15 protein-coding genes are annotated in these 20,468 nt (G+C 73.5%); 7 read left to right on the forward strand and 8 right to left on the reverse strand.

Going from position 1 to position 20,468, the window contains the following annotated elements; genetic code table 11:
• Positions 1–132 precede the first annotated feature (132 nt).
• On the reverse strand, positions 133–1,113 hold the full coding sequence (locus tag ACFWGJ_RS26580; protein ID WP_387329169.1) for an FkbM family methyltransferase: 981 nt from the start codon (positions 1,111–1,113) through the stop codon (positions 133–135).
• 56 nt (positions 1,114–1,169) lie between these two features.
• Positions 1,170–2,975, reverse strand: coding sequence for a glycoside hydrolase family 15 protein (locus tag ACFWGJ_RS26585; RefSeq protein WP_387329172.1), 1,806 nt, complete (start codon positions 2,973–2,975; stop codon positions 1,170–1,172).
• 155 nt (positions 2,976–3,130) lie between these two features.
• Between ACFWGJ_RS26585 and ACFWGJ_RS26590 the strand changes: the two genes are divergently transcribed.
• Positions 3,131–4,129: a hypothetical protein gene (locus ACFWGJ_RS26590; protein WP_387329175.1), complete on the forward strand. Its 999-nt coding sequence runs from the start codon at positions 3,131–3,133 to the stop codon at positions 4,127–4,129.
• A gap of 37 nt (positions 4,130–4,166) precedes the next feature.
• On the opposite strand, the gene ACFWGJ_RS26595 is transcribed toward ACFWGJ_RS26590, so the two are convergent.
• Complete coding sequence (locus ACFWGJ_RS26595) at positions 4,167–6,635, reverse strand: BTAD domain-containing putative transcriptional regulator (RefSeq protein ID WP_387329178.1); 2,469 nt, start codon at positions 6,633–6,635, stop codon at positions 4,167–4,169.
• Positions 6,636–6,847: 212 nt separating this feature from the next.
• Here ACFWGJ_RS26595 and ACFWGJ_RS26600 point away from each other — a divergent pair, with 212 nt between their 5' ends.
• From ACFWGJ_RS26600 to ACFWGJ_RS26610, 3 genes are all read left to right on the forward strand, one after another.
• Complete coding sequence (locus ACFWGJ_RS26600; protein ID WP_387329181.1) at positions 6,848–7,750, forward strand: alpha/beta fold hydrolase; 903 nt, start codon at positions 6,848–6,850, stop codon at positions 7,748–7,750.
• A 100-nt stretch (positions 7,751–7,850) separates the two neighbouring features.
• Complete coding sequence (locus tag ACFWGJ_RS26605) at positions 7,851–8,684, forward strand: class I SAM-dependent methyltransferase (protein ID WP_387329184.1); 834 nt, start codon at positions 7,851–7,853, stop codon at positions 8,682–8,684.
• Positions 8,685–8,766: 82 nt separating this feature from the next.
• Positions 8,767–9,189, forward strand: a complete 423-nt coding sequence (locus ACFWGJ_RS26610) for a luciferase family protein (RefSeq protein ID WP_387329187.1) — start codon at positions 8,767–8,769, stop codon at positions 9,187–9,189.
• A gap of 213 nt (positions 9,190–9,402) precedes the next feature.
• On the opposite strand, the gene ACFWGJ_RS26615 is transcribed toward ACFWGJ_RS26610, so the two are convergent.
• Together ACFWGJ_RS26615 and ACFWGJ_RS26620 are read right to left on the reverse strand one after the other, a co-directional pair.
• Positions 9,403–10,299 (reverse strand): L,D-transpeptidase, encoded by an 897-nt coding sequence (locus tag ACFWGJ_RS26615; protein ID WP_387329190.1) that lies wholly within the window; start codon positions 10,297–10,299, stop codon positions 9,403–9,405.
• Positions 10,289–10,798: a SigE family RNA polymerase sigma factor gene (locus ACFWGJ_RS26620; RefSeq protein WP_107017951.1), complete on the reverse strand. Its 510-nt coding sequence runs from the start codon at positions 10,796–10,798 to the stop codon at positions 10,289–10,291. The genes ACFWGJ_RS26615 and ACFWGJ_RS26620 overlap by 11 nt, the downstream gene beginning before the upstream one ends.
• A 185-nt stretch (positions 10,799–10,983) precedes the next feature.
• Here ACFWGJ_RS26620 and ACFWGJ_RS26625 point away from each other — a divergent pair, with 185 nt between their 5' ends.
• From ACFWGJ_RS26625 to ACFWGJ_RS26635, 3 genes are all read left to right on the forward strand, one after another.
• Positions 10,984–12,186: a sigma factor-like helix-turn-helix DNA-binding protein gene (locus tag ACFWGJ_RS26625; protein WP_387329193.1), complete on the forward strand. Its 1,203-nt coding sequence runs from the start codon at positions 10,984–10,986 to the stop codon at positions 12,184–12,186.
• On the forward strand, positions 12,183–14,036 hold the full coding sequence (locus ACFWGJ_RS26630; RefSeq protein ID WP_387329195.1) for a transglycosylase domain-containing protein: 1,854 nt from the start codon (positions 12,183–12,185) through the stop codon (positions 14,034–14,036). The genes ACFWGJ_RS26625 and ACFWGJ_RS26630 overlap by 4 nt, the downstream gene beginning before the upstream one ends.
• 85 nt (positions 14,037–14,121) lie before the next feature.
• Complete coding sequence (locus ACFWGJ_RS26635; protein ID WP_387329198.1) at positions 14,122–15,969, forward strand: SpoIIE family protein phosphatase; 1,848 nt, start codon at positions 14,122–14,124, stop codon at positions 15,967–15,969.
• Here ACFWGJ_RS26635 and ACFWGJ_RS26640 read toward each other — a convergent pair.
• The 3 genes from ACFWGJ_RS26640 to ACFWGJ_RS26650 form a co-directional block, all read right to left on the reverse strand.
• A complete protein-coding gene (locus ACFWGJ_RS26640; RefSeq protein WP_387329207.1) occupies positions 15,955–18,012 on the reverse strand; it encodes a TerD family protein in 2,058 nt (685 codons plus the stop codon). The genes ACFWGJ_RS26635 and ACFWGJ_RS26640 overlap by 15 nt on opposite strands.
• Before the next feature lie 422 nt (positions 18,013–18,434).
• Positions 18,435–19,280, reverse strand: coding sequence for a TIGR03943 family putative permease subunit (locus tag ACFWGJ_RS26645; RefSeq protein WP_387329201.1), 846 nt, complete (start codon positions 19,278–19,280; stop codon positions 18,435–18,437).
• Positions 19,277–20,287, reverse strand: coding sequence for a permease (locus ACFWGJ_RS26650; protein ID WP_387329204.1), 1,011 nt, complete (start codon positions 20,285–20,287; stop codon positions 19,277–19,279). Before ACFWGJ_RS26650 ends, ACFWGJ_RS26645 begins: the two co-directional genes overlap by 4 nt.
• Positions 20,288–20,468 lie beyond the last annotated feature (181 nt).

A 20,468-nucleotide genomic window follows, 5' to 3' on the forward strand; every position in this document is an offset into this window, starting at 1 on the left:
CCCCTGAAAGACGAAAGGCAGGGGCGCAGCCCCGCTTTTCAGGGGCGCGGGGAACTGCGCGACCAGCCACAGCGGACCCGCAGCCGACATCCCTGCGCACCCCCACCCCCAGGGGCGCGGGGAACGGCGCGATCAGTTGGCGTCCGCGCGGACCATCACGCAGTCGAACTCCACGACGCGGCCCGTCGCGGGGTCGCGGGTCACGGGGTACATCCCGGTGACCCCGAACCCCGCCGCCTCGTACGCGGCGACAGCCTCCCCCATCGCGGGACTGCCCTCGTACAGCCGCAGAGCCGCCACCTCGGACTGCATCCCGACGAACTCCGAGATCCGCTCGCCCGCCCCGGCGAACACCTCCATGTCGAAGCCCTGCGTGTCCATCTTCAGATACGGCCGGGGGTCCTCGACCCCTTCGAGCGCCTTCTGCATGACGCCGTCGAGCCGCCGGATCTCGATCTCCTCCGTACGCCCCTTGGCGAACCGCCGGTACCGCTCCTTGCCGTACTCGCTCGGCGGCAGCAGCGAGTTCATGGACTTCCAGTCCACGTGAATGGACTGCACGGCCTCCTCGCGGCCGAGCGCGAAGTTGTACACATGCCAGTCCGGGTCGTTCTCGGCGGACTTCCGCAACTTCTCGAACGTCGCGGAGACCGGCTCGAAGGACACGATCCGTCCCGTGTAGCCGAAGCGCCGCAGCCCCTTCCCGTACTGCCCGCTGTTGGCCCCGACGTCGAACACGCAGTTCACGCGGTTCAGTTCCAGCAGCGCGGCCACGTGCTGGGTGCACAGATAGTGCGCGGCGGCGAGCTGGAACTCCCGCTCGCCCGCCGCCGGCACCGCCTTGCCGAGCAGCAGACGCGCCCCCGTGTCACCGAGCGGAACGCTCTTCACGGTCCGCTGCGCGGACCCGCGGGCCACCACCCAGGTGTCCGTGCCAGCGTCCGTGACCGCGTACCGGCTCCTGCCGCGGGTCACCAGGTCGGCGCCGCCTCCCACCGGTACGACGGTCCGCTCTCCGCGCCGGAACAGCAGGGAGGTACCGGGACCGAGATCGACCACCTTCACGCCTATCCGGGGAAGGATTCCGAGCAGTCTTCTGTAAAGGGTCGGCATCGGGTCAGCCTCGCAGAAGTCGCCTCGGATTCACCGGTACTTCACGGAATGAATGCTCACCGGTGACCGGTCTCGTGACGGTCGAGTTCGTAGGCCGCCCTGATGAGCGGCACATGCGTGAACGCCTGCGGGAAATTGCCCAGTTGGCGTCCGGCGGCGGGGTCGTACTCCTCCGCCAGCAGGCCGACGTCGTTGCGCAGGAGCAGCAGCCGCTCGTACAGGCTGCGGGCCTCGTCCGCGCGCCCGGTCAGCCGCAGGGCGTCCACGAGCCAGAAGGAGCAGGCCAGGAAGGCGCCCTCGCCGCCGGCCAGCCCGTCGGGGCTCGCGGAGCCGCCGGCGCTGGTCGAGTAGCGGCGGACCAGGCCGTCGCTGCTCGACAGTTCGCGTTCGACGGCGGCGACCGTGCCGATGACCCTCGGGTCGTCCGGCGGCAGGAACCCGGTGCGCGGGATGAGCAGCAGCGCCGCGTCGAGGGCGCGCGAACCGTACGACTGCGTGAACGTGCCGCGCGCCGCGTCGAAGCCCCGCTCGCAGACCTCCCGGTGGATACGGTCCCGGATCTCGCGCCAGCGGTCGACGGGCCCCGGACGCCCGTGGTCCTCGGCCAGCCGGACCGCACGGTCGAAGGCGACCCAGCACATGACCTTGGAGTGGACGTGGTGGCGGGGTTCGCCGCGCATCTCCCACAGGCCCTGGTCGGGCCGGGACCACACCTTCTCCAGATGGTCGAGCACGGCCCGCTGGAGCGCGATGAGATGCCGGTGGGGCCGCAGCCCCGAACGCAGCGTCAGGGACAGGGTGTCCATCAACTCGCCCGGCACGTCCAGTTGTTGCTGCACGGCGGCGCCGTTGCCGATCCGCACCGGCCGCGAACCCTCGTACCCGGGAAGCCAGTCGGCCGTCCACTCGGTGAGCCTGCGCTCGCCGCCGATGCCGTACATGATCTGGATGTCCTGCGGGCGGCCGGCGACCGCCCGCTCCAGCCAGCCGCGCCACGCGTCCGCCTCGGCGGTGAAGCCGCTGCGCAGCAGCGCCTCCAGGGTCATGCCGGCGTCGCGCAGCCAGCAGTAGCGGTAGTCCCAGTTGCGGACACCGCCGGGCTGTTCGGGCAGGGAGGTGGTGGGCGCGGCGACGATGCCGCCGGTCGGCTCGTAGGTGAGGGCCTTGAGGGTGATGAGGGAGCGTACGACCGCCTCGCGGTAGGTGCCGTCGTACGAGAAGGGCCGCAGCCAGTCGCTCCAGTACTCCTCGGTGCGGCGCAGCGCCTCGAAGGGGTCGACGGGGCCGGGGGCGGGCAGGTGGGAGGGCTGCCAGGTCAGGACGGAGGGGATGCGTTCGCCCGCGGTGACGGTGAAGTCGGCGGTGTGGGCGTGGCCGTGCGCGGCCAGCGGGACGGGCGTGGACAGCCGCACCGACTCGGGTCCGGCGACCCCGGTGAGCTGCCCGTGCTCGCGGTGCATCCAGGGCACCACGCTCCCGTACTCGAAGCGCAGCCGCAGGTCCATGCGCAGGTCGACCGTGCCGGACACGCCCTCGACGATGCGTACGACGCTGGGGGCGCCGTCGCGGCGCGGCATGAAGTCGACGACGGTGGCGCGGCCGGTGCCGGTCTCCCACACGGTCTCCAGGACGAGGGAGTCCCCGCGGTAGCGGCGGGTGGAGGCCGGCGGGCCCGGGTCGTCGTAGGCGGCCACCGGGGCGATCCGCCAGCGGCCGTTGTTCTCGTCGCCCAGCAGCGCGGCGAAGCACGCGGGGGAGTCGAAGCGGGGCAGGCACAGCCAGTCGAGGCTGCCGTCGCGGCCGACGAGGGCGGCGGTCAGCAGGTCCCCGACGAGGGCGTAGTCCTCGATCCGTCCCGGCATGGGGCCAGTGTCGCCGTGCCGGTGGGCGGGGGCATCTCGAAGGGGCCCGCCCGCTCACCCGGTCGGCCCGGTGCGCTGGTGGGAGGTGGCGCGCGATGGTGCCGTGGGAGGAGATCCAGCAGTCCCCCTGTCGTCGGGAGCCGTAGGAGGCATCCGTGCTGAACCGTCCGTCCCGCCGTCACCGGCGTACCGTCCCCGCCCTCGGGCCGGCCCTCGTCCCGGTCCTCGCGGTGGCCGCGCTGCTCACGACGGCCGGGTGCACGGGCGGTGGCGGCGGGGCCGGTGCCGGTGCCGGTGCCGCGGACGACGCGGCGGCCTCCGCCTCCGCCGCGGCGGCGCGGGCCCCCTCCCCCTCCCCTTCGGTCACCGTCGCGCACACGCTCACCGAGGCACAGGCGAAGTCGGCGCTGGTCACCCCCGCGGACCTCGGCGAGGGCTGGAAGGGGACCGAGGGCGCGGCGACCTGGCGGGACGCCCTCCTCAAGGGGAAGGCGGACGTCAGCGACTGCCAGCGGCTGCTCGACGGCCTGTACGCCGAGAACCTGCTGGGCGAGCCCGCCGGGTCCCGTGCGGCGGCCGGCTTCGACGACACCGGTGCCGGGGCGCAGCTGCGGTACCAGGTCGGGGCGTACGACCGGGCCGCGCTGGACTCCTCGCTGGCCTGGCTGAAGACGGTGCCGGAGACCTGCGGGCAGTTCACGGCGACGGATGTCAGGGGCGGGCAGTTCACCGTCCGGGCCGTCGCCGCGCCGCTGCCCGGTCTGGGCGAGGCGGCCGAGGGGCTGCGGGTGACCGTGAGCGGCGACGGCGGCGGCTGGCCCGCCGTGCTCACCCTGGACTACGCGGCCGTACGGGTCGGCGACAGCGCGCTGTCCCTCACCGACGGCGGACTCGACGAGGTGGACGCCGAGGACGTCCGGCGGGCCGCCGAGGCCGGTACGCGGCGCCTTGAGGAGGTCCTGGCGGGCCGGACGCCCGCGGCGGCGCTCTCGGCTCCGGCCTCCGCGCCGGAGCCGGACGCCGCTTCGGAACCGGCGGGGGCCTCGGATGCCGCTTCGGACGAGGCCGCCGTGCCCGCCCCGGACCCGGTGCAGCCCTCCGAGCAGAGCGGCGACGAGGCCGGGGACGAGCCGGATCCCGATGAGCTGAGCTGAGCTGAACCGGGCCGCCGCGTGAGCGCGGGTACGCCCGTCACGGCCGGTCGGTGAGATACCGCTCGACCGGGCCCAGGGTGAGCAGCCCGCTGCCCGCGCCCGCGAGTTCGGCGGCGGCGGGGCGCAGCCGGTCCCGGGCGCGGTCCAGCGCGGCCCGGTCGCCCAGGCGGCGGGCGGCCTCGGCCTCCAGCGCGCAGCAGGCCTCGTACAGGAGGTCGTGCGGGGGCTCCGGGAGGGCGCTCAGTGCGGTGCGGGCCTCGGTGCGGCGGCCCGCCGCGAGGAGCGTGAACGGCTCGGCCCAGGGGCGGTAGGGGCCCCAGTCGGGCGGGGAGTCCTGGCCCGGGTTCGGGGCCATCGGGAGGTCGTGGGCCAGGCGCAGGCACAGGAGCGCGAGGGGGAGGAGGCCTTGTGCCAGGCCGGGCATTCCGGCGCCCTCCAGGCCGGTGGCGGCGGCGCGGTAGGCGGTCTCCGCCTCGGCGGGACGGCCGGTCGCACTGAGCCGCAGGGCCGCGTACCACTCGGTGAAGACGCCCACGAGGGGGAGTTCGTGGCGTTCGGCGAGGCCGTCCGCGGCGGTCGCGTGGCGGTCCGCGCCGGTCAGGTCGCCGAGTGCCGCGCGGGCCTGGAGGCGGACGAGGTGGCCGAGGACCTCGTACGTCACCAGGCCGTGGCGGGCGGACAGGTCGACGAGTTCGGCGCCGATCGCGTCGCGGCGCGGCGCGAGGCCCGCGCGGGTGAAGGACTGCATGAACGTGCCGTTGAGGGCGAACGCCAGCAGGGCGGGGTCGTCGAGGCGGCGGGCGAGCGTCTCCGCCTCGCGGGCGGCGTCGGGGCCGCGCGGGCCGGCCGCTCCGCGGGTCTCCAGGGCGATGGTCGCCAGGAGGCGGCAGCGGGCCGGGTCGTGGGCGCGGGTGCCTGCCGGCAGGGCTGCGAGGGTGCGTTCCGCGGCGGCCACGATGTGGGCGGCGGCCGTCGGGTCGTCCGCGCGGGTCCAGATCGCCGGGACGTCGTACGCGCCGATCACGCGGGCGGTCAGTTCCGGGTCGGCGAACTCCTCCGCCGCCGCGATGGCCGCGGTGCGGTGGCGGCGGGCCTCCTCCAGGCCGGCGCCGCCGGTGACCGCGAGGTTGCGGAGCAGGCCGATGGTGGAGTGGAGGCGGGTGCGGGCGCCTCCGGCGACGGTGCGGTGGTAGGACTCGGCGGCCCGGGTCCACAACTGCGCTGTGACCTCGGTCGCGCTGTGCCTGCCGCCGGCTTCGCTGTCAGGTGCGGGTGCGTCGTGGCTGGTCGCGTCGTTCCCCGCGCCCCTGAAAGGCAAAGGCGAAAGACTGCGCCGTTCCCCGCGCCCCTGGGTGGGTGGGGCATCGGCCTCACTGTCGGGTGCGGATGCGTCGTGGCTGGTTGCGCCGTTCCCCGCGCCCCTGAAAGGCAAAGGCGAAAGACTGCGCCGTTCCCCGCGCCCCTGGGTGGGTGGGGCATCGGCCTCACTGTCGGGTGCGGATGCGTCGTGGCTGGTTGCGCCGTTCCCCGCGCCCCTGAAAGGCAAAGGCGAAAGACTGCGCCGTTCCCCGCGCCCCTGGGTGGGTGGGGTGTCGGATTCAGTGTCAGGCGCGGATGCGTCGTGGCTGGTCGCGTCGTTCCCCGCGGCCCTGAAAGGCAAAGGCGAAAGATTGCGCCGTTCCCCGTGCCCCTGGGTGGACGGGGGTTGGGCTTGGGTAGGCCGTGCAAGCGGGGCAGGAGGTAGGTCCAGGTTGGGATTCTGGGTCAGGATGTCCGATTGCAGGTGGCGCAGGTGAGGGCCCGGGTCCACTCCCAGGTGGGTGGTCAGGATCGTGCGGGCCCGGCGCAGGACCGCCAGGGCGTCTCCCTGGCGGTGCTGGCGGTAGAGGGCCAGGGCCAGCAGGCGCCAGGCGTTCTCCCGCCAGGGGTGGTCCATGAGGTGGGCGTCCAGGTCGGGGACCGCGTCGGCGGGGCGGCCGAGGGCGAGCAGGGTCTCGGCACGGCGTTCCACCGCCTGGAGGCGCAGTTCGGCGAGGCGGGCCCGTTCGGCGCGGGACCAGTCCTGCCCCTCCCCGGCGAACTCGGCGTACGCCGGACCCCGCCACCACCCCAGCGCCTCCTCCAGGGTCGCGAGCGCCGCCGGGGCGGACAGTCCGGCCGCGGTGCCGAGCGCCGTCTCGAAGCACCAGGCGTCCACCGTGTCCGGCGCGGCACGCAGTGCGTATCCGGGGCCGTCGGTGACCAGGAGCCGGGCCGGGGTGCGGGGCGGGCGGTCCGGTTCCAGGGCGCGCCGCAGGGCCGCCACGAAGGTCTGGACGGCGCCCACGGCTCCGGCGGGCGGCTCCGTCCACAGGTCCTCGACCAGCCGGGACACGGGCACGACCCGGCGGCGGGCCACGATCAGCCGGGCCAGTACGGCCCGGTGCCGCGGCCCCTTCAGGGCGAGCTCGCGCCCGTCCTCGTCCGACGCGACCGTCGGCCCGAGCACCCCGAACACCACCCGCACGTCCCGCTCCTCACCGACCTCTGCACACCGGCCCCACGCTACTGCGCCCCCACACGCTGATCGCCCGCTGATTCACACCCCTCACCGTTGTCTCCAAGGCCGCCCAGAGGGGGCGCGGGGAACGGCGCGATCCTTTCGCCCCCAAGGGGCGCGGGGAACTGCGCGACCAGCCCCCACCGACCCGCACCCGACCCACCACCGCAAGGAACCCCATGACCCCCACCACTCCCACCACTCCCACCATCAACGGCTTCGCCCAGCACCGCATCCCCGGCGCCACCACAGCGGAGCTGAACGTCGCCGTCGGCGGAGGCGGCACGGAAACCCCCGTGGTCCTCCTCCACGGTTTCCCCCAGACCAACCTCATGTGGCGCCACGTAGCCCCGCAGCTCGCCACCGACCGCACGGTCATCTGCCCGGACCTCCGCGGCTACGGCGCCAGCGACAAGCCCGCCGACCCCGACGGCACGGCGTACTCGAAGCGCGCCATGGCCGCGGACGTCGTCGCGGTCGCCAAGGCGCTCGGCCACGACCGCTTCGCGCTGGTCGGCCACGACCGCGGCGCCCTCGTCGCGATCCGCGCCGGTCTCGACCACCCGGAGACGGTCACCCACCTCGCCTCCCTGGACGTCCTGCCGACGCTGGACATGTGGGAGGTCATGCGCGGAACGTCCGCCGCGATCGGCTTCCACCTCTACCTGATGGCCCAGCCGCCGGGCCTGCCGGAGCAGTTGATCGGCGCGAGCCCCGACGCGTTCTTCGGCCACTTCCTGGACGTCTGGACGCGCGACCCGGCGGCCGTACCGGCGGACGTCCGTGCCGCCTACCTCGCCGCGTGCCGCGCCGCCGTCCCGTCGATCGTCGCGGACTACCGCGCCTCCGCGGGCGTCGACGTCACGCACGACCGGGCCGACCGCGAGGCCGGCAACCGGCTGCGGATGCCGGTGAGCGTGCTCCAGCAGGACTGGGGCGCGGCCCTCGGCTTCGACGCCGCCGCGCTGTGGTCCGCGTGGGCCGACGACCTGCGGCACAGCACCGTCTCGTGCGGCCACTTCATGGCGGAGGAGGCCCCGGACGTCGTCGTCGGGGCGGTACGGGAACTGCTGCGCCGGTGACGCGGGGGGCTGCCGGCCGCGGGCGGCTCGGCTAGCTTGCCTGGGAGACCTGCCCCGCACGGCCGGCCCGAGGAACGGGCCGGTGGAGAGGAGAGGTCCGGTGGACAAGCGCACGCCCCGACTCGGCGAGGTCCAGGAGACCTTGCTCATCCCCCTCTACGCCCGTGCGGTCGAGACCCGCAAGGCGCACGGACTGCTCAGTGATCCACAGGCTGTGGAGATGGTCGACGCCCTCGACTACGACTTCTCCCGCTTCGACGGCGCGCGCAGCCTGCTCGGGGCGAACCTGCGCACCCTGCTCTTCGACCAGTGGGTACGGGAGTTCCTGGAGCGGCACCCGTCCGGCACGGTCGTCGAGATCGGCACGGGACTCAACACACGGTTCGAACGGCTCGACAACGGCACGGTCCACTGGTTCGACCTCGACCTGCCCGATGTGATCGCCCTGCGGCGGGGGTTCTTCAAGGACACGGACCGGCGGCACATGGTCTCCGCCTCGGTCACCGATCCGCAGTGGATGGAGCAGGTGCGCGGCACCAGCCCGGGGCCGTACTTCCTGGTCGCCGAGGCGGTGCTGGTCTATCTGGAGGCGGAGCTGGTCCGTACGGTGTTCCAGCAGGTCGGCGAGGAGCTGCCCGGGGCCCGCTTCGCCCTGGAGACCGCCGCGTCCCGCGTGGTCGACGCCCAGGACAGCCATGACGTGCTGGCCGCGGTGACGGCCCGGATGCGCTGGAGCTGCGACAACCCGGGTGCGCTCGAACAGTGGGAGCCGGGCCTCAGCCTCACGGACTCCCGCACGCTGGCGCACCTGCCGGCCCCGGTCGCGCACCGGCTGCCCCTGCGCTACCGCCTCCTGCTCCCGGTCGTGGCGACGCTCAGGCGCCGGGACATCGAGGCGTACCGCTGCAACCTGTTCCGCTTCGCCGGACAGTGATCGGGTAACCGGCCGTGCGGTGCGCGTAGTCGGAGGTTGCTGGGGGTGGTCCTCCAGGTGAAGCGTGCGCGAGGATGGGGTTATGACCGCGGCCCCTCGCGCCATCGCTCTTCTGGAGACCTGGCCGAACCTGGTAAGTGGCCCGCCCCGGTGCGCCGTTGGGCATGCCTTCGCTTCGGCGGGACACGAGATCGTCCACTTCCACTCCGACGACTCCGCCGACCTCTACCTGACACCCACGGCGGTCGAGCGCCTGCTTCCCCAACTCCTGCACGCGAGCGCGATCAGAGTCCGCCCCGGCGCCTCCTGGATCACCGTGCTCCTCGACTGCGACGCCGACGTCCAACTGCTCCTGGGGCTGGTGAGTGTCGCGCTGAAGGAGCAGGGCGCGGTCCCGCTCCGGCGTCCGACCCCGCCCTGCGACTGGGAGCGTCCGGCGGTGGTCCCCGGGCCGCGCCCGGGAGCGGCCCGCCGCGTGGTGGACCGGCTCATGCCCCATCACTGACGACCGGCCCCGTCGGCGTACGAGGCCACACCCCGCTCCTCCCGAGAGAGGGAGGCACGCCAGGAGGAGGGGGTGGTCATCGGGAGGCAGTCGTGCGGGCCTCCGTGGAACTGCCCCCACCCTCACGCCATGTCACCGCTCCTGCAACTAACGCGCAGTAAAGCTCACCCCAAAGGATGTGGCCCGCGGCGGCTCGCAACGGCCGTCGGCGCCTCACGGCCCCGTGTCCGTGCCCCCGGCCGCCGCCGACGGCTCCTTCGCCCGCGCCGCGCCGGTCGGATCGCTCGCCCCGGCCGTCCCCGTGTCCGTGACCGCCCCCGTTTCGGTGGCCACCCCCTCGGGCGGGGCCTGGAGGCCGCTGTCCGTCAGCGACGGCCCGGGCTGCACGGACTGCTCGGTCGGCCGCGGCGCCGCCGCTCCCACGACCTCCACCACCGCTCCCGGCCTGAGCACCTTGTACAGCCACATCGCGTCCGCGGTGCGCATCCCGATCGCGCCACCGGTGATGTCGTAGTTGCCGGGCGCCTTCTCGTCCCAGCTGAGGGCGAGGAGATAGTTCGTACGGTCGTCGGGGCCGCGCAGCCGCATCACCCAGGTCGCCTTGACGTCGTACGCGCTCCAGCCCGACACCGCGCCCGGCACCATCGTCGCCTTGTACTTGGCGGTGACCGTCATCAGCCCGGTCGGCGTCGGCGACTTGCCCGTCCCGACGGAGACGGGCAGGGTGCGTCCCTCGGCGGTCAGTACCCGCCGGTCGAGATCCACCCGGGCGGCGGCGACGACCGGAGAGGGCCGGGAGGTCGCGGGGGGCGTTTTCACGCCGTAACTGGCCGCGGGCGGAACCGACCGGGCGCTTTCGCCATCAGTGAGCACGACGGCCAGGGCCAGGGCCAGCGCGCCCACCCCGGCCGTGGTGACGGCGGTCAGCGAGGCCTTGCGGCGCCGGCGGCGGCGTACCGCACGACGGCGGATCTCCGCCCCCGGGACGGCCACGGGGGTCTCGTGGTCCTGGGCCAACTCGCGCAGGGCGACGGTGAGTTCGGAGCGGTCCGCACCTTCGCCGGGGTCCTCGTGCTCGGGCCGGCGGGCGGGCGTGAGCTCATCGGACACGGTCGTCCTCCCTCTCACCCAGTTCGTCGGCCTCGCCGAGCCGCCGCGCCAGCGCCGCCCGGCCACGGGACAGCCGGGCCTTGACCGTCCCTGTGGGCGCACCGGTTTCGGAGGCTACCTGTTCGACACTCAAGTCGCACAGATGGTGCAGAACGACAGCCATGCGCTGCGCCTCGGGCAGTTCCCGCAGCGCGGCCACGAGCGCGGCCCGTTCCGGACCCGGCCCCGGGGTGTGCTCCTGCGGCGGATTGCGGCGTACGAGTTCCAGCCAGCGCCGGGCCCGCCGCCAGCGGCTCACCGCGAGCCGCATCGCGACCGTACGGATCCAGGCCTCGGGCGCCCCGTCGGCGAGGAACTCCCGCCGCCGGTCCCAGGCCCGGACGAATGCCTCCTGGACGACGTCCTGCGCCTCACCGTGGTCACCGGTGAAGGCGTAGAGCTGCCCGGTCAGCCGGGGGAACGCGGCCGCGTAGAACCCGTCGAACTCGTCCTCGGTCATACCCCCCGCCACACCCCCTGCCGCTGTTCTCGGAAGTCCCGTGCAACCCGGCTGCCTCTGTCGTGCGTACAGGTCACGTACGTCACGTACGCAACACAGGTCGCGTAGGTCGCGTACATCGAAGCACAAGCACCCGGCAGGGCCGATCCGGAGGGAGTGGCGCGCAGCGTCGCGCTCGACTGACCATGGACGACGACTTCACCGCCCGCGCCGGGGAGTACTGGCCCCGGCTCACGCGCACCGCCCGTCTGCTCACGGGGAACTCCGCCGACGCGGACAGACGCGCGAGAGCGGCGGTGGCGGAGGTCTGGGCGCGGCGCCGAGTCCCGGGCGACGACGCGGAGTTCTACGTCCGGCGGGCTCTGGTACGGGGTTTTCTGCGACGTAGGCCCCGGGTGGCCGCCCGTCTCCGGCGCCCCTGGAGCTCCGGCGGCAACGGGGGCTCCGGCGGCAACGGAGGCTCCAGGCACTCCAAGCGCTCCGGCTCCACGCCGGAGCCGTACGTGCCCGATCCGCTCGACCCGCTCACCGAGGTGCTGGCGGGCCTTCCGCCCCGCCGGCGGGCCGTGGCCGTGCTCCGGCACTGGGACGGTCTGACCCGGCGTGAGATCGCCGCGCTCCTCAACTCCTCGCGGGGCGCGGTGAAGGCGGCGGACCGCCGGGCGGAGAGGGCCCTGCGCGCCCACCCCGCCTTCCGGGAGGGGGCGCCTGCCCGGCCGGACTCCCAAGTCCCCCGCGCGGAAGGCCCGTTCGAGGATCCGCACGCGGAACTTCCCGCGCCCGCCATCGAGGCGGCCGGGCGCACGCTCCGCAGGCGGCGCCGGCTCACCACCGCGGTGCTCACCTCCGCGGGCGCCCTGCTCCTCGTACCCCTGGTCATGGGGGCCGTGCGCGGCACGGGTTCCGGATCCGGTGGGGTCACGGTCTCCGTGGAGAAGGCGGCGGTACGGGTCGTGACACCCGGCGAACGCGTCGCCGCCGCGCCCGGTGTGCAACTGTGGCTCTCCAAGGACGGTACGCACGTGTCGGCACCGGGGCAGCCGAACCAGTTCCGCGACGCCGGGAAGGGCGACTCCGGGGAGGGCTCCGGCGAGGGCGGGGCCGCGGGTTCGGATGCGTCCCTGACCCTGTGGGCGGACTCCACGAACGGGAAACGGATCTTCCTCTCCGGGGTCCACCGGGGCACCCGCGAGGCCTCCCGCGTCGAAGTCCGCACGGCCGAGGGCACGTTCACCGCCCGCCTGCTCACCCTGGCGGGCTCCCCCGGCTGGTCCGCCTGGTACGTGGACGCCCCGCTCACCGGCGGCGGCACGTCCTCGCCCGGCATCACCGTGAAGGCCTACGACTCCGCCGGCACCCTCCTCGCACGGACGGACACCCCCTCATGAACGCCCGCGCGAAGACCCGCGTGAACGCCCGTGACCTGCTCCGCCGCGGCGGCACCCGCCTGCGCGGCACCGGCACCTTCCTGCGGCGGATACGCGTCCGCCGGCGCCGCACCCGCGTCCGCCGTCTGCGCCGCGTGCTGGCCGCCCTGCTGACGCTGTTCCTCCTGGTGTGCGCCGCGGTCGTCGTCGCGTACCGGATGACCCCCATCCCCGAGCCGCACCCGGAGACCGTCAGCCAGAGCACGGTCTTCGTGGACTCCGGGGGCGAGTACCTCGGCAGGCGCGGACCGGTCGACCGCCAGGACATCCCCCTCAAGCAGGTACCACGGCACGTCCAGGACGCCGTGATCGCCGCGGAGAACCGCTCCTTCCGTACGGACTCGGGGGTCGCCCCCTCCGCGATCCTGCGGGCCGCGCTCGCGACCGTGACGGGCGGCGACCGCCAGGGCGGCTCCACGATCACGCAGCAGTACGTGAAGAACGCCCTGCTGACCCCCGAGCAGTCCCTCAAGCGCAAGGCGCACGAGGCCCTCATCGCGGTGAAGCTGGACCGCACGCGCGCCAAGGACGAGATCCTGGAGGGCTACCTCAACACCGTGTACTTCGGCCGCGGCGCCGCCGGCGTCGAGTCGGCCGCACGCAACTACTTCGGCGTCGGCGCCCACGACCTGACCGTCTCCCAGGGCGCCGCCCTCGCCTCCATCCTCAACCTGCCCTCGTACTACGAGCGGGCGGGCGCGGACGCGAAGGTGACCGGCACGCTGGAGCGCCGCTGGGCGTGGGTGCTCGACGCGATGGCGGACTCGGGCGCGATCAGCGCCCGCGAGCGGACGGCCGCGCGCTTCCCCGCCTTCCGTTTCTACCCGCCGGGCGGCTCGAACGGCCAGCGGCAGTACCTGATCGACACGGCGTCCGCCGAGGCCGCCGACCGGCTCGGCATCACGGAGGACCAGCTGGCGCGCGGCGGCTACAAGGTGCACACCACCTTCGACCTCGGCCTCCAGGACGAGACGGCGGAACTGGTGCGCGAGCGGACGCCCGACGGCGACGCGGACGGCAAGGGCGGCAAGGGCGAAAAGGGCGGCAAGGCCGGCCGGGGCGGCGCGCGGGGCAAGGGCGTGGACGGTGCCCGGCTGCACACGGCCGTCGTCGCGACCGTCCCCGGCGACGGCGCTGTCCGGGTGCTGTACGGCGGGGCGGACTACGCCCACCAGCCGTTCAACGACGCCGTCGACGGCGCGGTCGAGGCGGGCACGGTCCTCGAACCGTTCACCTACAAGGGCCTGCGGTTCGGCGACCCGCTGGGCGGACTCGTCAAGGAGACGGCCCCCACGCCGCTGCGGCTGAACTCGGCGTACGCCACGCTGGCCGCCGACGGCACCTACGCGGCCCCGTACACCGTCGCGAAGATCACCAAGGCGGGCCGTACGGTCCACACCGCACGTCCGAAGACGCGTACCGCGATGGGCGGGAAGGAGACGGCGGTGGTCACCGAACTGCTGAACGCGCGGCAGGGCGTCAAGGACGGGGCCTTCGTGCCCGGCGCCGAGGACGGGACCTTCCTGCCGGCCAGGGCCGCGCCCGCCTCACCGGTCGCGCACTCGGCCGGCGCGGGCAGCGGGCCGGGCGCCCGGACGGCCTGGCGGAGCGTGTACTCGCCCCGGCTCGCCCTCACCCTCGCCCTGTTCGCCGAGCGCGGCGGAAAGCCCGTCCGGGTCGCGGGCCTCACCGGCGACCTCCCGCCCGACGCGTACGCGAGACTGACGGCGAACGAGATCTGGCACCTGGCGGACTCCCCCGGCGGCGCTGTCCCGCGGGAGCCCGAACCGACGTCCGCGCCGGTTCCCTAGGGCCGGTGACCGGGAGGGACTGTCCTGATCACCCGGACAGTCCCTCCCGTTGGTCGGCGGGACGGGGCCGTGATGCTGTGGACGGGTGCCCGGTGACCAGGTTCGGCCCGACCCGCGCATGCTGCTGACCCAGGCGGAACTGGCGGCGCTCGCGGACGCCGTGCACCGCTCCGAGAACGTGGGGGAGTCCGCGGAGCGGCTGCTCGGCGAGCTGACGCTGGCCCGGCGGCTCCTCGACCACTGCCCGGCCGGTATCGCCGTACTCGACGGCGAGCTGCGCTACCTCTACCTCAACGACGCGCTCGCGCGGCTCAACGGCGTCCCGGCCGCCGAGCACCTCGGCCGCCGGCTGCGGGACGTGCTGCCGGACCTGGAGGCCTCGGAGCAACTGCTCGCGACCGTGCTGCGTACGGGAGTTCCGCAGGTCATCACCGTCGGCGGACAGACCCCGGCCGACACGACCGGCGACAACCGGTGGTGGCTGGGCGCCTACCACCGGCTGACCGGACCGTCCGGCGAGATCCTCGGGGTGGCCGGCGTCGTCATGGAGGTCACCGACGCGCTGCGCGGGCGCGAGGACCTCGTGCGGGCCCGCAACCGCATGGCGCTGCTCGACGAGGCGAACCGCAGCACCGGCGCCACCCTCGACCTCGGCCAGGCCTGTCAGGCGCTGGCCGACCTGCTGGTGCCGCGCTTCGCGGACTACGCGGCGGTGGACGTGGTGGACCCGGAGGGCACGCCCCAGGTGCCCTCGGACCGCTATCCGCTGCGGCTGCGCCGGATCGCGCTCGCCACCACACCGGAGCTGGCGGAGGTGTCCTCGCCGCTCGGCCTCCTCGGCGAGTTCGTCGTGTACCGGGCCGGTTCCCCCATGGCCCACGTACTGGCCGACCGGCGCCCGCTCGTCCTCACCCACCCGGCCGACGAAGCCATGCGCCAGTTCTCCCTCTCGTACGAACGCAAGGAGCACTTCCGGCGGATGGGCGCGCACTCCGGCATCTACCTGCCCCTCGCGGTCGACGAGGAGCCGGTGGGCGCGGTGATCGTGTTCCGGGCCGGTGACTCCCCCCGCCTCACCGACGCGGACGCGGCACTGCTCGGCGACCTCACCGACCGGGCCGCCACGGGCATCGCGCACGCGGTCCGCTACACCCGTGAGCACGAGACCGCCCTGGAGATGCAGCGGGCCTTCCTGAACACCCCGACCGTCACGGGCCCCGGCGTGGAGACCCTGGGCCGCTATCTGCCGGCGGGCGCGGGGGCGGAGGTGGGCGGCGACTGGTTCGACACGCTCGCGCTGCCCCACGGCCGCACGCTGCTGGTGGTGGGGGACGTCATGGGGCACGGGATCCGCGCGGCGGCCGCGATGAGCGAGTACCGCTCGGTGCTGCGCACCCTGGCCGTCCAGAGCAGCACCCCGGACTTCATCCTGCTGCAGGCCGAACGCACCGCGCTCACCCTGGAACTGGACCGGGTGGCGACCTGCCTGCTGGCGCTCCTGGACCCCCGCAGGCAGTGCGCCACCTTCTCCAACGCGGGCCACGTCCCCCCGCTGCTCGTGGCCCCCGACGGCACCCGCACCCTGCTCGGCCTCCCGGTCGCCCCGCCCCTGGGAGTGGGCCTCGGCTCCTTCTCGGCCACGACGGTCCCCCTGCCTCCCGGCTCGGTCCTCCTCCTGTGCACGGACGGCCTGATCGAACGCCGCGACCGCGACATCGAAACCGGCCTCACCACCCTGGCCGACCTCCCCCTCGACCCGGCGGCCCCCCTCCCCACCCTCCTGGAAACGGTCACCACCCACCTGGACCCGTCCACCTCGGAGGACGACGTAGCCATCCTCCTGGCCCGCACGGGCCCCCCACCCCCACACACGGACGACCTGCCGTGGCTGCCGCAGGGGTGGCTGGGCCCAGGGACTTCACCGCCGGGCTGAAGCCGGGCTCCGGTCGAGCCGCATGACCACGTGGTCGTGGAAGCGGTCCACGGCTTCGTCGACGCTCCGGATGAATCCGGACTCGGCGTTGCCCCGGCTGCTCCCCATGCTCCGGAAGAGCGACAGCCGGAAGCCGGCGATCTCGGCGTTGTTCTTCGGAAGAAGGTCACCGGGCTCTGGACGCAATCGCTCCAGAGTCCCGCGAGGGCCACCCGTCTGTCCTTCCAGCAAGGTCTCGACATGCACGTCGGCAGGGGCATCGGAGAGCTGGCGGACAAGCCGCTTGGCCCAGGTAAGCGGGTAGCCCTGCTCCGGGGCGGCGATCTCGATGGACGTACGAAGCTTGCCGGTCCGCAGGTCCGCGGAGAGCGTGAGGATGCCCGGTGTGCCCTCGATACGGAGTTCGGAGTCCAGCCTGCCCGCCAGACAGAGCTGGTCGGCGAGAGCCTCCCGACGTACGCGGGGGTCGGTCCCGCGCTTCGCCCGTTGCACGGGGAGCACCTTCTGTCCCAGCTCGCCGCCCAGCCGCAGGCACACCTGCCGCACGAGGCGCTCCCAGTTCTCGACCACCTCCACCGCTCGCTTGTCACCCTGGCAGAGGGTCTCGTCGTCGATGCCGTTGCGCACGGGCACCCAGGCCGGACCCATGTTCTGGAATCCGTGGCATCCGGAGTTGTCGTGCTGGAGATAGTGCAGAAGTTCCTGGAGCAGCCAGGCATGCGCCGCGTTGCCGACGCCCTCGTGGCGGATCAGCATCTGGGCCTGGTGGGCGACGTCGGCCCACGACAGGTGCCGCAGCGCCACCTTGTGCTTGCGCCGGCCGTCCGACTTCACGTCGACCAGCGGGCTGCCGTCCAGCTCCACGTCGTTGGACAGGGTGATCACCGCCTCGTAGCCCCGACGGGCGGCTATGTCCGCGTAGGCCTGGACCTGGTCGGGTTTGAGGGAGTTGCCATTGGTCTTGGTCTCGACCAGCGCGGTCCACAACTTCCCCGCGCGCTCCACTCTGATCACACCGTCCGGCCGACGTGGAGAGTCGCCGTGCGGCAGCGAGACCTCCGTGAACGTCTCCATGCGTCCGGCGGGCGCCCCGAACTCCGCGGTGAGGCGCCGACCAAACTCCGGCACCTGCGCCATCACGGACAGCAGCACGGACGTAGCGCGGGTCTCCCTGTCGCGGTCGCTCTTGAGAGCGGAGACCGGGAAGAGCCGGGCCGCCCGCCAGGAGTCGTTCTCGGCAAGGGACCTCTTGGCCACCTTGGGCAAGGTGACCTTCTTCTTGGCCGTACGGGGCCGGGGCACCGACTTGACCGCGGGCTCGACGGGTACCTTCACCTCCGGCTCCGCGACCGCCTGTTCGGGAACAGGAAGGGAAGCTGGAGCAGGACCGTCGGCCGGTGCTGCAGCCGCCCCCGTCTGTGCTGGGGGCGCGGCCGCCAAGGCCCCGGACTCCCCGGCGACTTCCGGCTCGGCCTCCGCCGCCTCGGCTTCCTCGACCTCACCCGCGTCATCGTCGATGTCGACGCCGTAGTCCTGGGCCAGACCGGCGAGTCCGGACTCGTACCCCTGGCCGAGGGCGCGGAACTTCCAGTCGCCCGCCCGCCGATAGAGCTCACCGAAGAGCAGTGCGCCGACCGCCCCGGCATCCTCGATGGAGAAACGCAGCAGCCCTTCGCCGGAACCGTCGGCCAGCGTCACCCGTACATCGTCCAGGTCCCCGAACCTGGCTCCGTTGTAACGGCTCGCCGCCACAATGATCTGCTCGACGTCCGCCGGGATCGCGGTCAGATCGAAGGTGATGCGGTCCTCGCTGCCGTCCGCCGTGGGCGTCTTGCCCAACAACTGCACGGAACCGTCCGCCGCCACAGGGTTGTTGTAGAAGTAGAAGTCCGCGTCACTGCGGACCTTGCCGTTCGGCGCCAGGAGAAGGACGGACACATCCGCGTCGCCTTCGCCAGTAGGGCTGCTCCAGCCCAGGCTCACCCTGACCGATCCCACGTCTTCACTCAACGCCGTCAGTTCGACATTGGCGCCCTTGACCATCTCGTGCACGAGGCCCCCCAGATGCACCGCCGACCAGGCGTTGCCTGGCGGCTCAGTTGTCGCGATGTGTGACGCGCCCCACACCCTGCGCATCAGGAGGGAACTGTAACGCCGGAATCAGGGACATCGGCCTCGAATGGACGACTTACCCGGTCACATCACGCGTTGGTCCTCGCAACACGCCCCCCACGATGACCGCGCCCATGGCCGGTTCCGGGCCGGGGGCCTCCGGGCGGTCGGCCTTCCAGCGGCCCAGGACGTCCGGGTACTCCGGCTGCGGGACCGCGTGGCCCTCGGCGGTCATCAGGCGGCCCCGGTACGCCCGGGCGTAGCACGCGCGCGACGGCATCCCGGCCGTCGATCCGCACCTCAGGGGTCCTGAACCGCGAATCGACAACTCAACGGCTCGGCGGCTCGGCGGCTCAACGCTTCTCGTACGGGTCCGAGGGCGCCGTCGTCCTCTTCACCGACACGGCGTCCAGTACGGGGCGGGCCGCGTCCGTCCCCGGCTTCCCCGTGGGGTGCCAGGTTCCGGTGACCGTCACCCAGGTGTCGGCCGCCGGGGCGTCCTCGCCGCGGATCTCGACCTTGAGCGCCTGCGCGTCGGCGGCGCAGCAGGTGACGCGCAGCCGCGCCACGGACCAGGCGCCGTCGTCGTCGCGGGTCACGAAGCCGGTCAGCCGGACCGTGCGCCCCTTCAGGGACGCGCCCGTGTCCCACTCCGCCCGTGAGGCGAACGCGCCCAGGGTCAGATCGAGGGGGTTCCCGGCCGGCAGCTCCGGGAAGGTGCCGGCGCCCTGCGCCGCGACCCGCGCCTCCTCGCGTTCCACGCTGTACGAGCCGAGCGCGGGCGGCGGGAAGAGGAGGAGGGCCAGGGCGGGGGCGGTGAGGAGCCAGGCGATACGGGGGTTACGGGTGTCGTCGTGGGCGTGGTCGTGGGCGTGGTCGTGGGTGTCCGACCGGTCGGGGGCGGCTGCTTCGTCGTGACCTTCACCTTCGTCCTCGTCCTCGTCCCCTTCGTCCTCGTCCTCGTCCCCTTCGTACTCTTCCTCTTCCTCGTCGTGGGTTCGGGCGAGCAGGCCCAGCAGGCCGAGTGCGATCAGGGCCGCGCCGGAGACCACGAGGTACGGGCGTAGGCCCTCCTTCACATAGCGCAGGTACAGCTCGCTGAAGAGGGCGATCCGCAGCAGCGCCGAACCGCACAGGAGCAGCAGCACACCCTGCGGACGCAGACGCAGGCGCAGCCCGGAGCGCGGGCGGAAGCTCACAGCAGCCACCCGCCCACCAGCACGCTGCTCACCACGGCCACCACCCACGTCACGGCCGAGAACCGCACCGCGAACGCCCGCCCGAAGGTCCCCGCCTGGAGAGCGATCAGTTTGAGGTCGACCATGGGGCCGACGACCATGAACGCCAGTCGGGCCGTGGGCGAGAAACCGGTCAGCGAGGCCGCCACGAAGGCGTCCGCCTCGGAGCACACGCACAGCACCACGGCGAGGACGGCGAGCAGCAGCACCGACAGCCACGGCGAGCCGGTGAACACGTCGAGCAGGGACCGCGGCACCAGGATGTTGAACGACGCCGCGGCGGCAGCCCCCAGCACGAGGAACCCCCCGGCGTGCAGGAAGTCGTGCTGCAGCCCGTCCCGGAAACCCCGCCACCCGCCCGCCCCGGAGGCCGCGCCGCCCCCGCGACGTACGGACGGCAGCCACTCCTCCTTGCCGAACCGCACCCACAGCCACCCCATCGCGACCGCGGTGGCCAGGGACGCGACGAGCCGGGCGCCGACCATGGCCGGATCTCCCGGGAAGGCGATGGACGTGGCGACGAGGACGACCGGGTTGATGGCGGGCGCGGACAGCAGGAAGGCGAGCGCGGCGGCCGGTGCGACCCCGCGCCGCATCAGGCTGTCCGCCACGGGCACGGACGCGCACTCGCACCCCGGGAGCACGGCACCGGCCGCCCCGGCGACGGGTACGGCGAGCGCCGGGTTCTTCGGCAGTACGCGCCGGAAGACCCGCTCGGGAACGAACGCGCCGATCGCCGCCGACACGACCGTGCCCAGCAGCAGGAAGGGGATGCCCTGCACGGCGACGGCGGTGAACACGGTCCACCAGGCGGCCATGGCGGGGGTGGCGAGATCGAGCACGACCATCGGCCCGAGCACCGACCCGACGGTGACGACGGCGAGCAACGCCACCCCGCCGACCACCGCGTACACGAGCGCCCGGGCGATCACGCGTGCCGCGTCGGCTGCGTTCCGTCCGTTTTCCATACGAAGAGGCAGGCTAACGGCAGGTCCTGTGCACGCCCCGCGCGGGAGCTGGGCAAGCCCTGTCAGCGCCGGGGCACTGTTTCGGCTGCGGGCCGGTGGGGGCGGGCCGCGCAGTTCCCCGCGCCCCTGACGGGGCTTGGGCGCCTAATGCGGAACAGCGTTCGCCGCGCTCACCAGCGCC

Source organism: Streptomyces sp. NPDC060205, from assembly GCF_042728395.1.
Classification (GTDB): domain Bacteria; phylum Actinomycetota; class Actinomycetes; order Streptomycetales; family Streptomycetaceae; genus Streptomyces.

Bases quoted from the DNA above. Each gene is read 5' to 3' on its own strand.
- ACFWGJ_RS26580 (WP_387329169.1), bottom strand. From the start codon at position 1,113: ATGCCGACCCTTTACAGAAGACTGCTCGGAATCCTTCCCCGGATAGGC.
- ACFWGJ_RS26585 (WP_387329172.1), bottom strand. From the start codon at position 2,975: ATGCCGGGACGGATCGAGGACTACGCCCTCGTCGGGGACCTGCTGACC.
- ACFWGJ_RS26600 (WP_387329181.1), top strand. From the start codon at position 6,848: ATGACCCCCACCACTCCCACCACTCCCACCATCAACGGCTTCGCCCAG.
- ACFWGJ_RS26610 (WP_387329187.1), top strand. From the start codon at position 8,767: ATGACCGCGGCCCCTCGCGCCATCGCTCTTCTGGAGACCTGGCCGAAC.
- ACFWGJ_RS26620 (WP_107017951.1), bottom strand. From the start codon at position 10,798: ATGACCGAGGACGAGTTCGACGGGTTCTACGCGGCCGCGTTCCCCCGG.
- ACFWGJ_RS26625 (WP_387329193.1), top strand. From the start codon at position 10,984: ATGGACGACGACTTCACCGCCCGCGCCGGGGAGTACTGGCCCCGGCTC.
- ACFWGJ_RS26630 (WP_387329195.1), top strand. From the start codon at position 12,183: ATGAACGCCCGCGCGAAGACCCGCGTGAACGCCCGTGACCTGCTCCGC.
- ACFWGJ_RS26640 (WP_387329207.1), bottom strand. From the start codon at position 18,012: ATGGTCAAGGGCGCCAATGTCGAACTGACGGCGTTGAGTGAAGACGTG.
- ACFWGJ_RS26650 (WP_387329204.1), bottom strand. From the start codon at position 20,287: ATGGAAAACGGACGGAACGCAGCCGACGCGGCACGCGTGATCGCCCGG.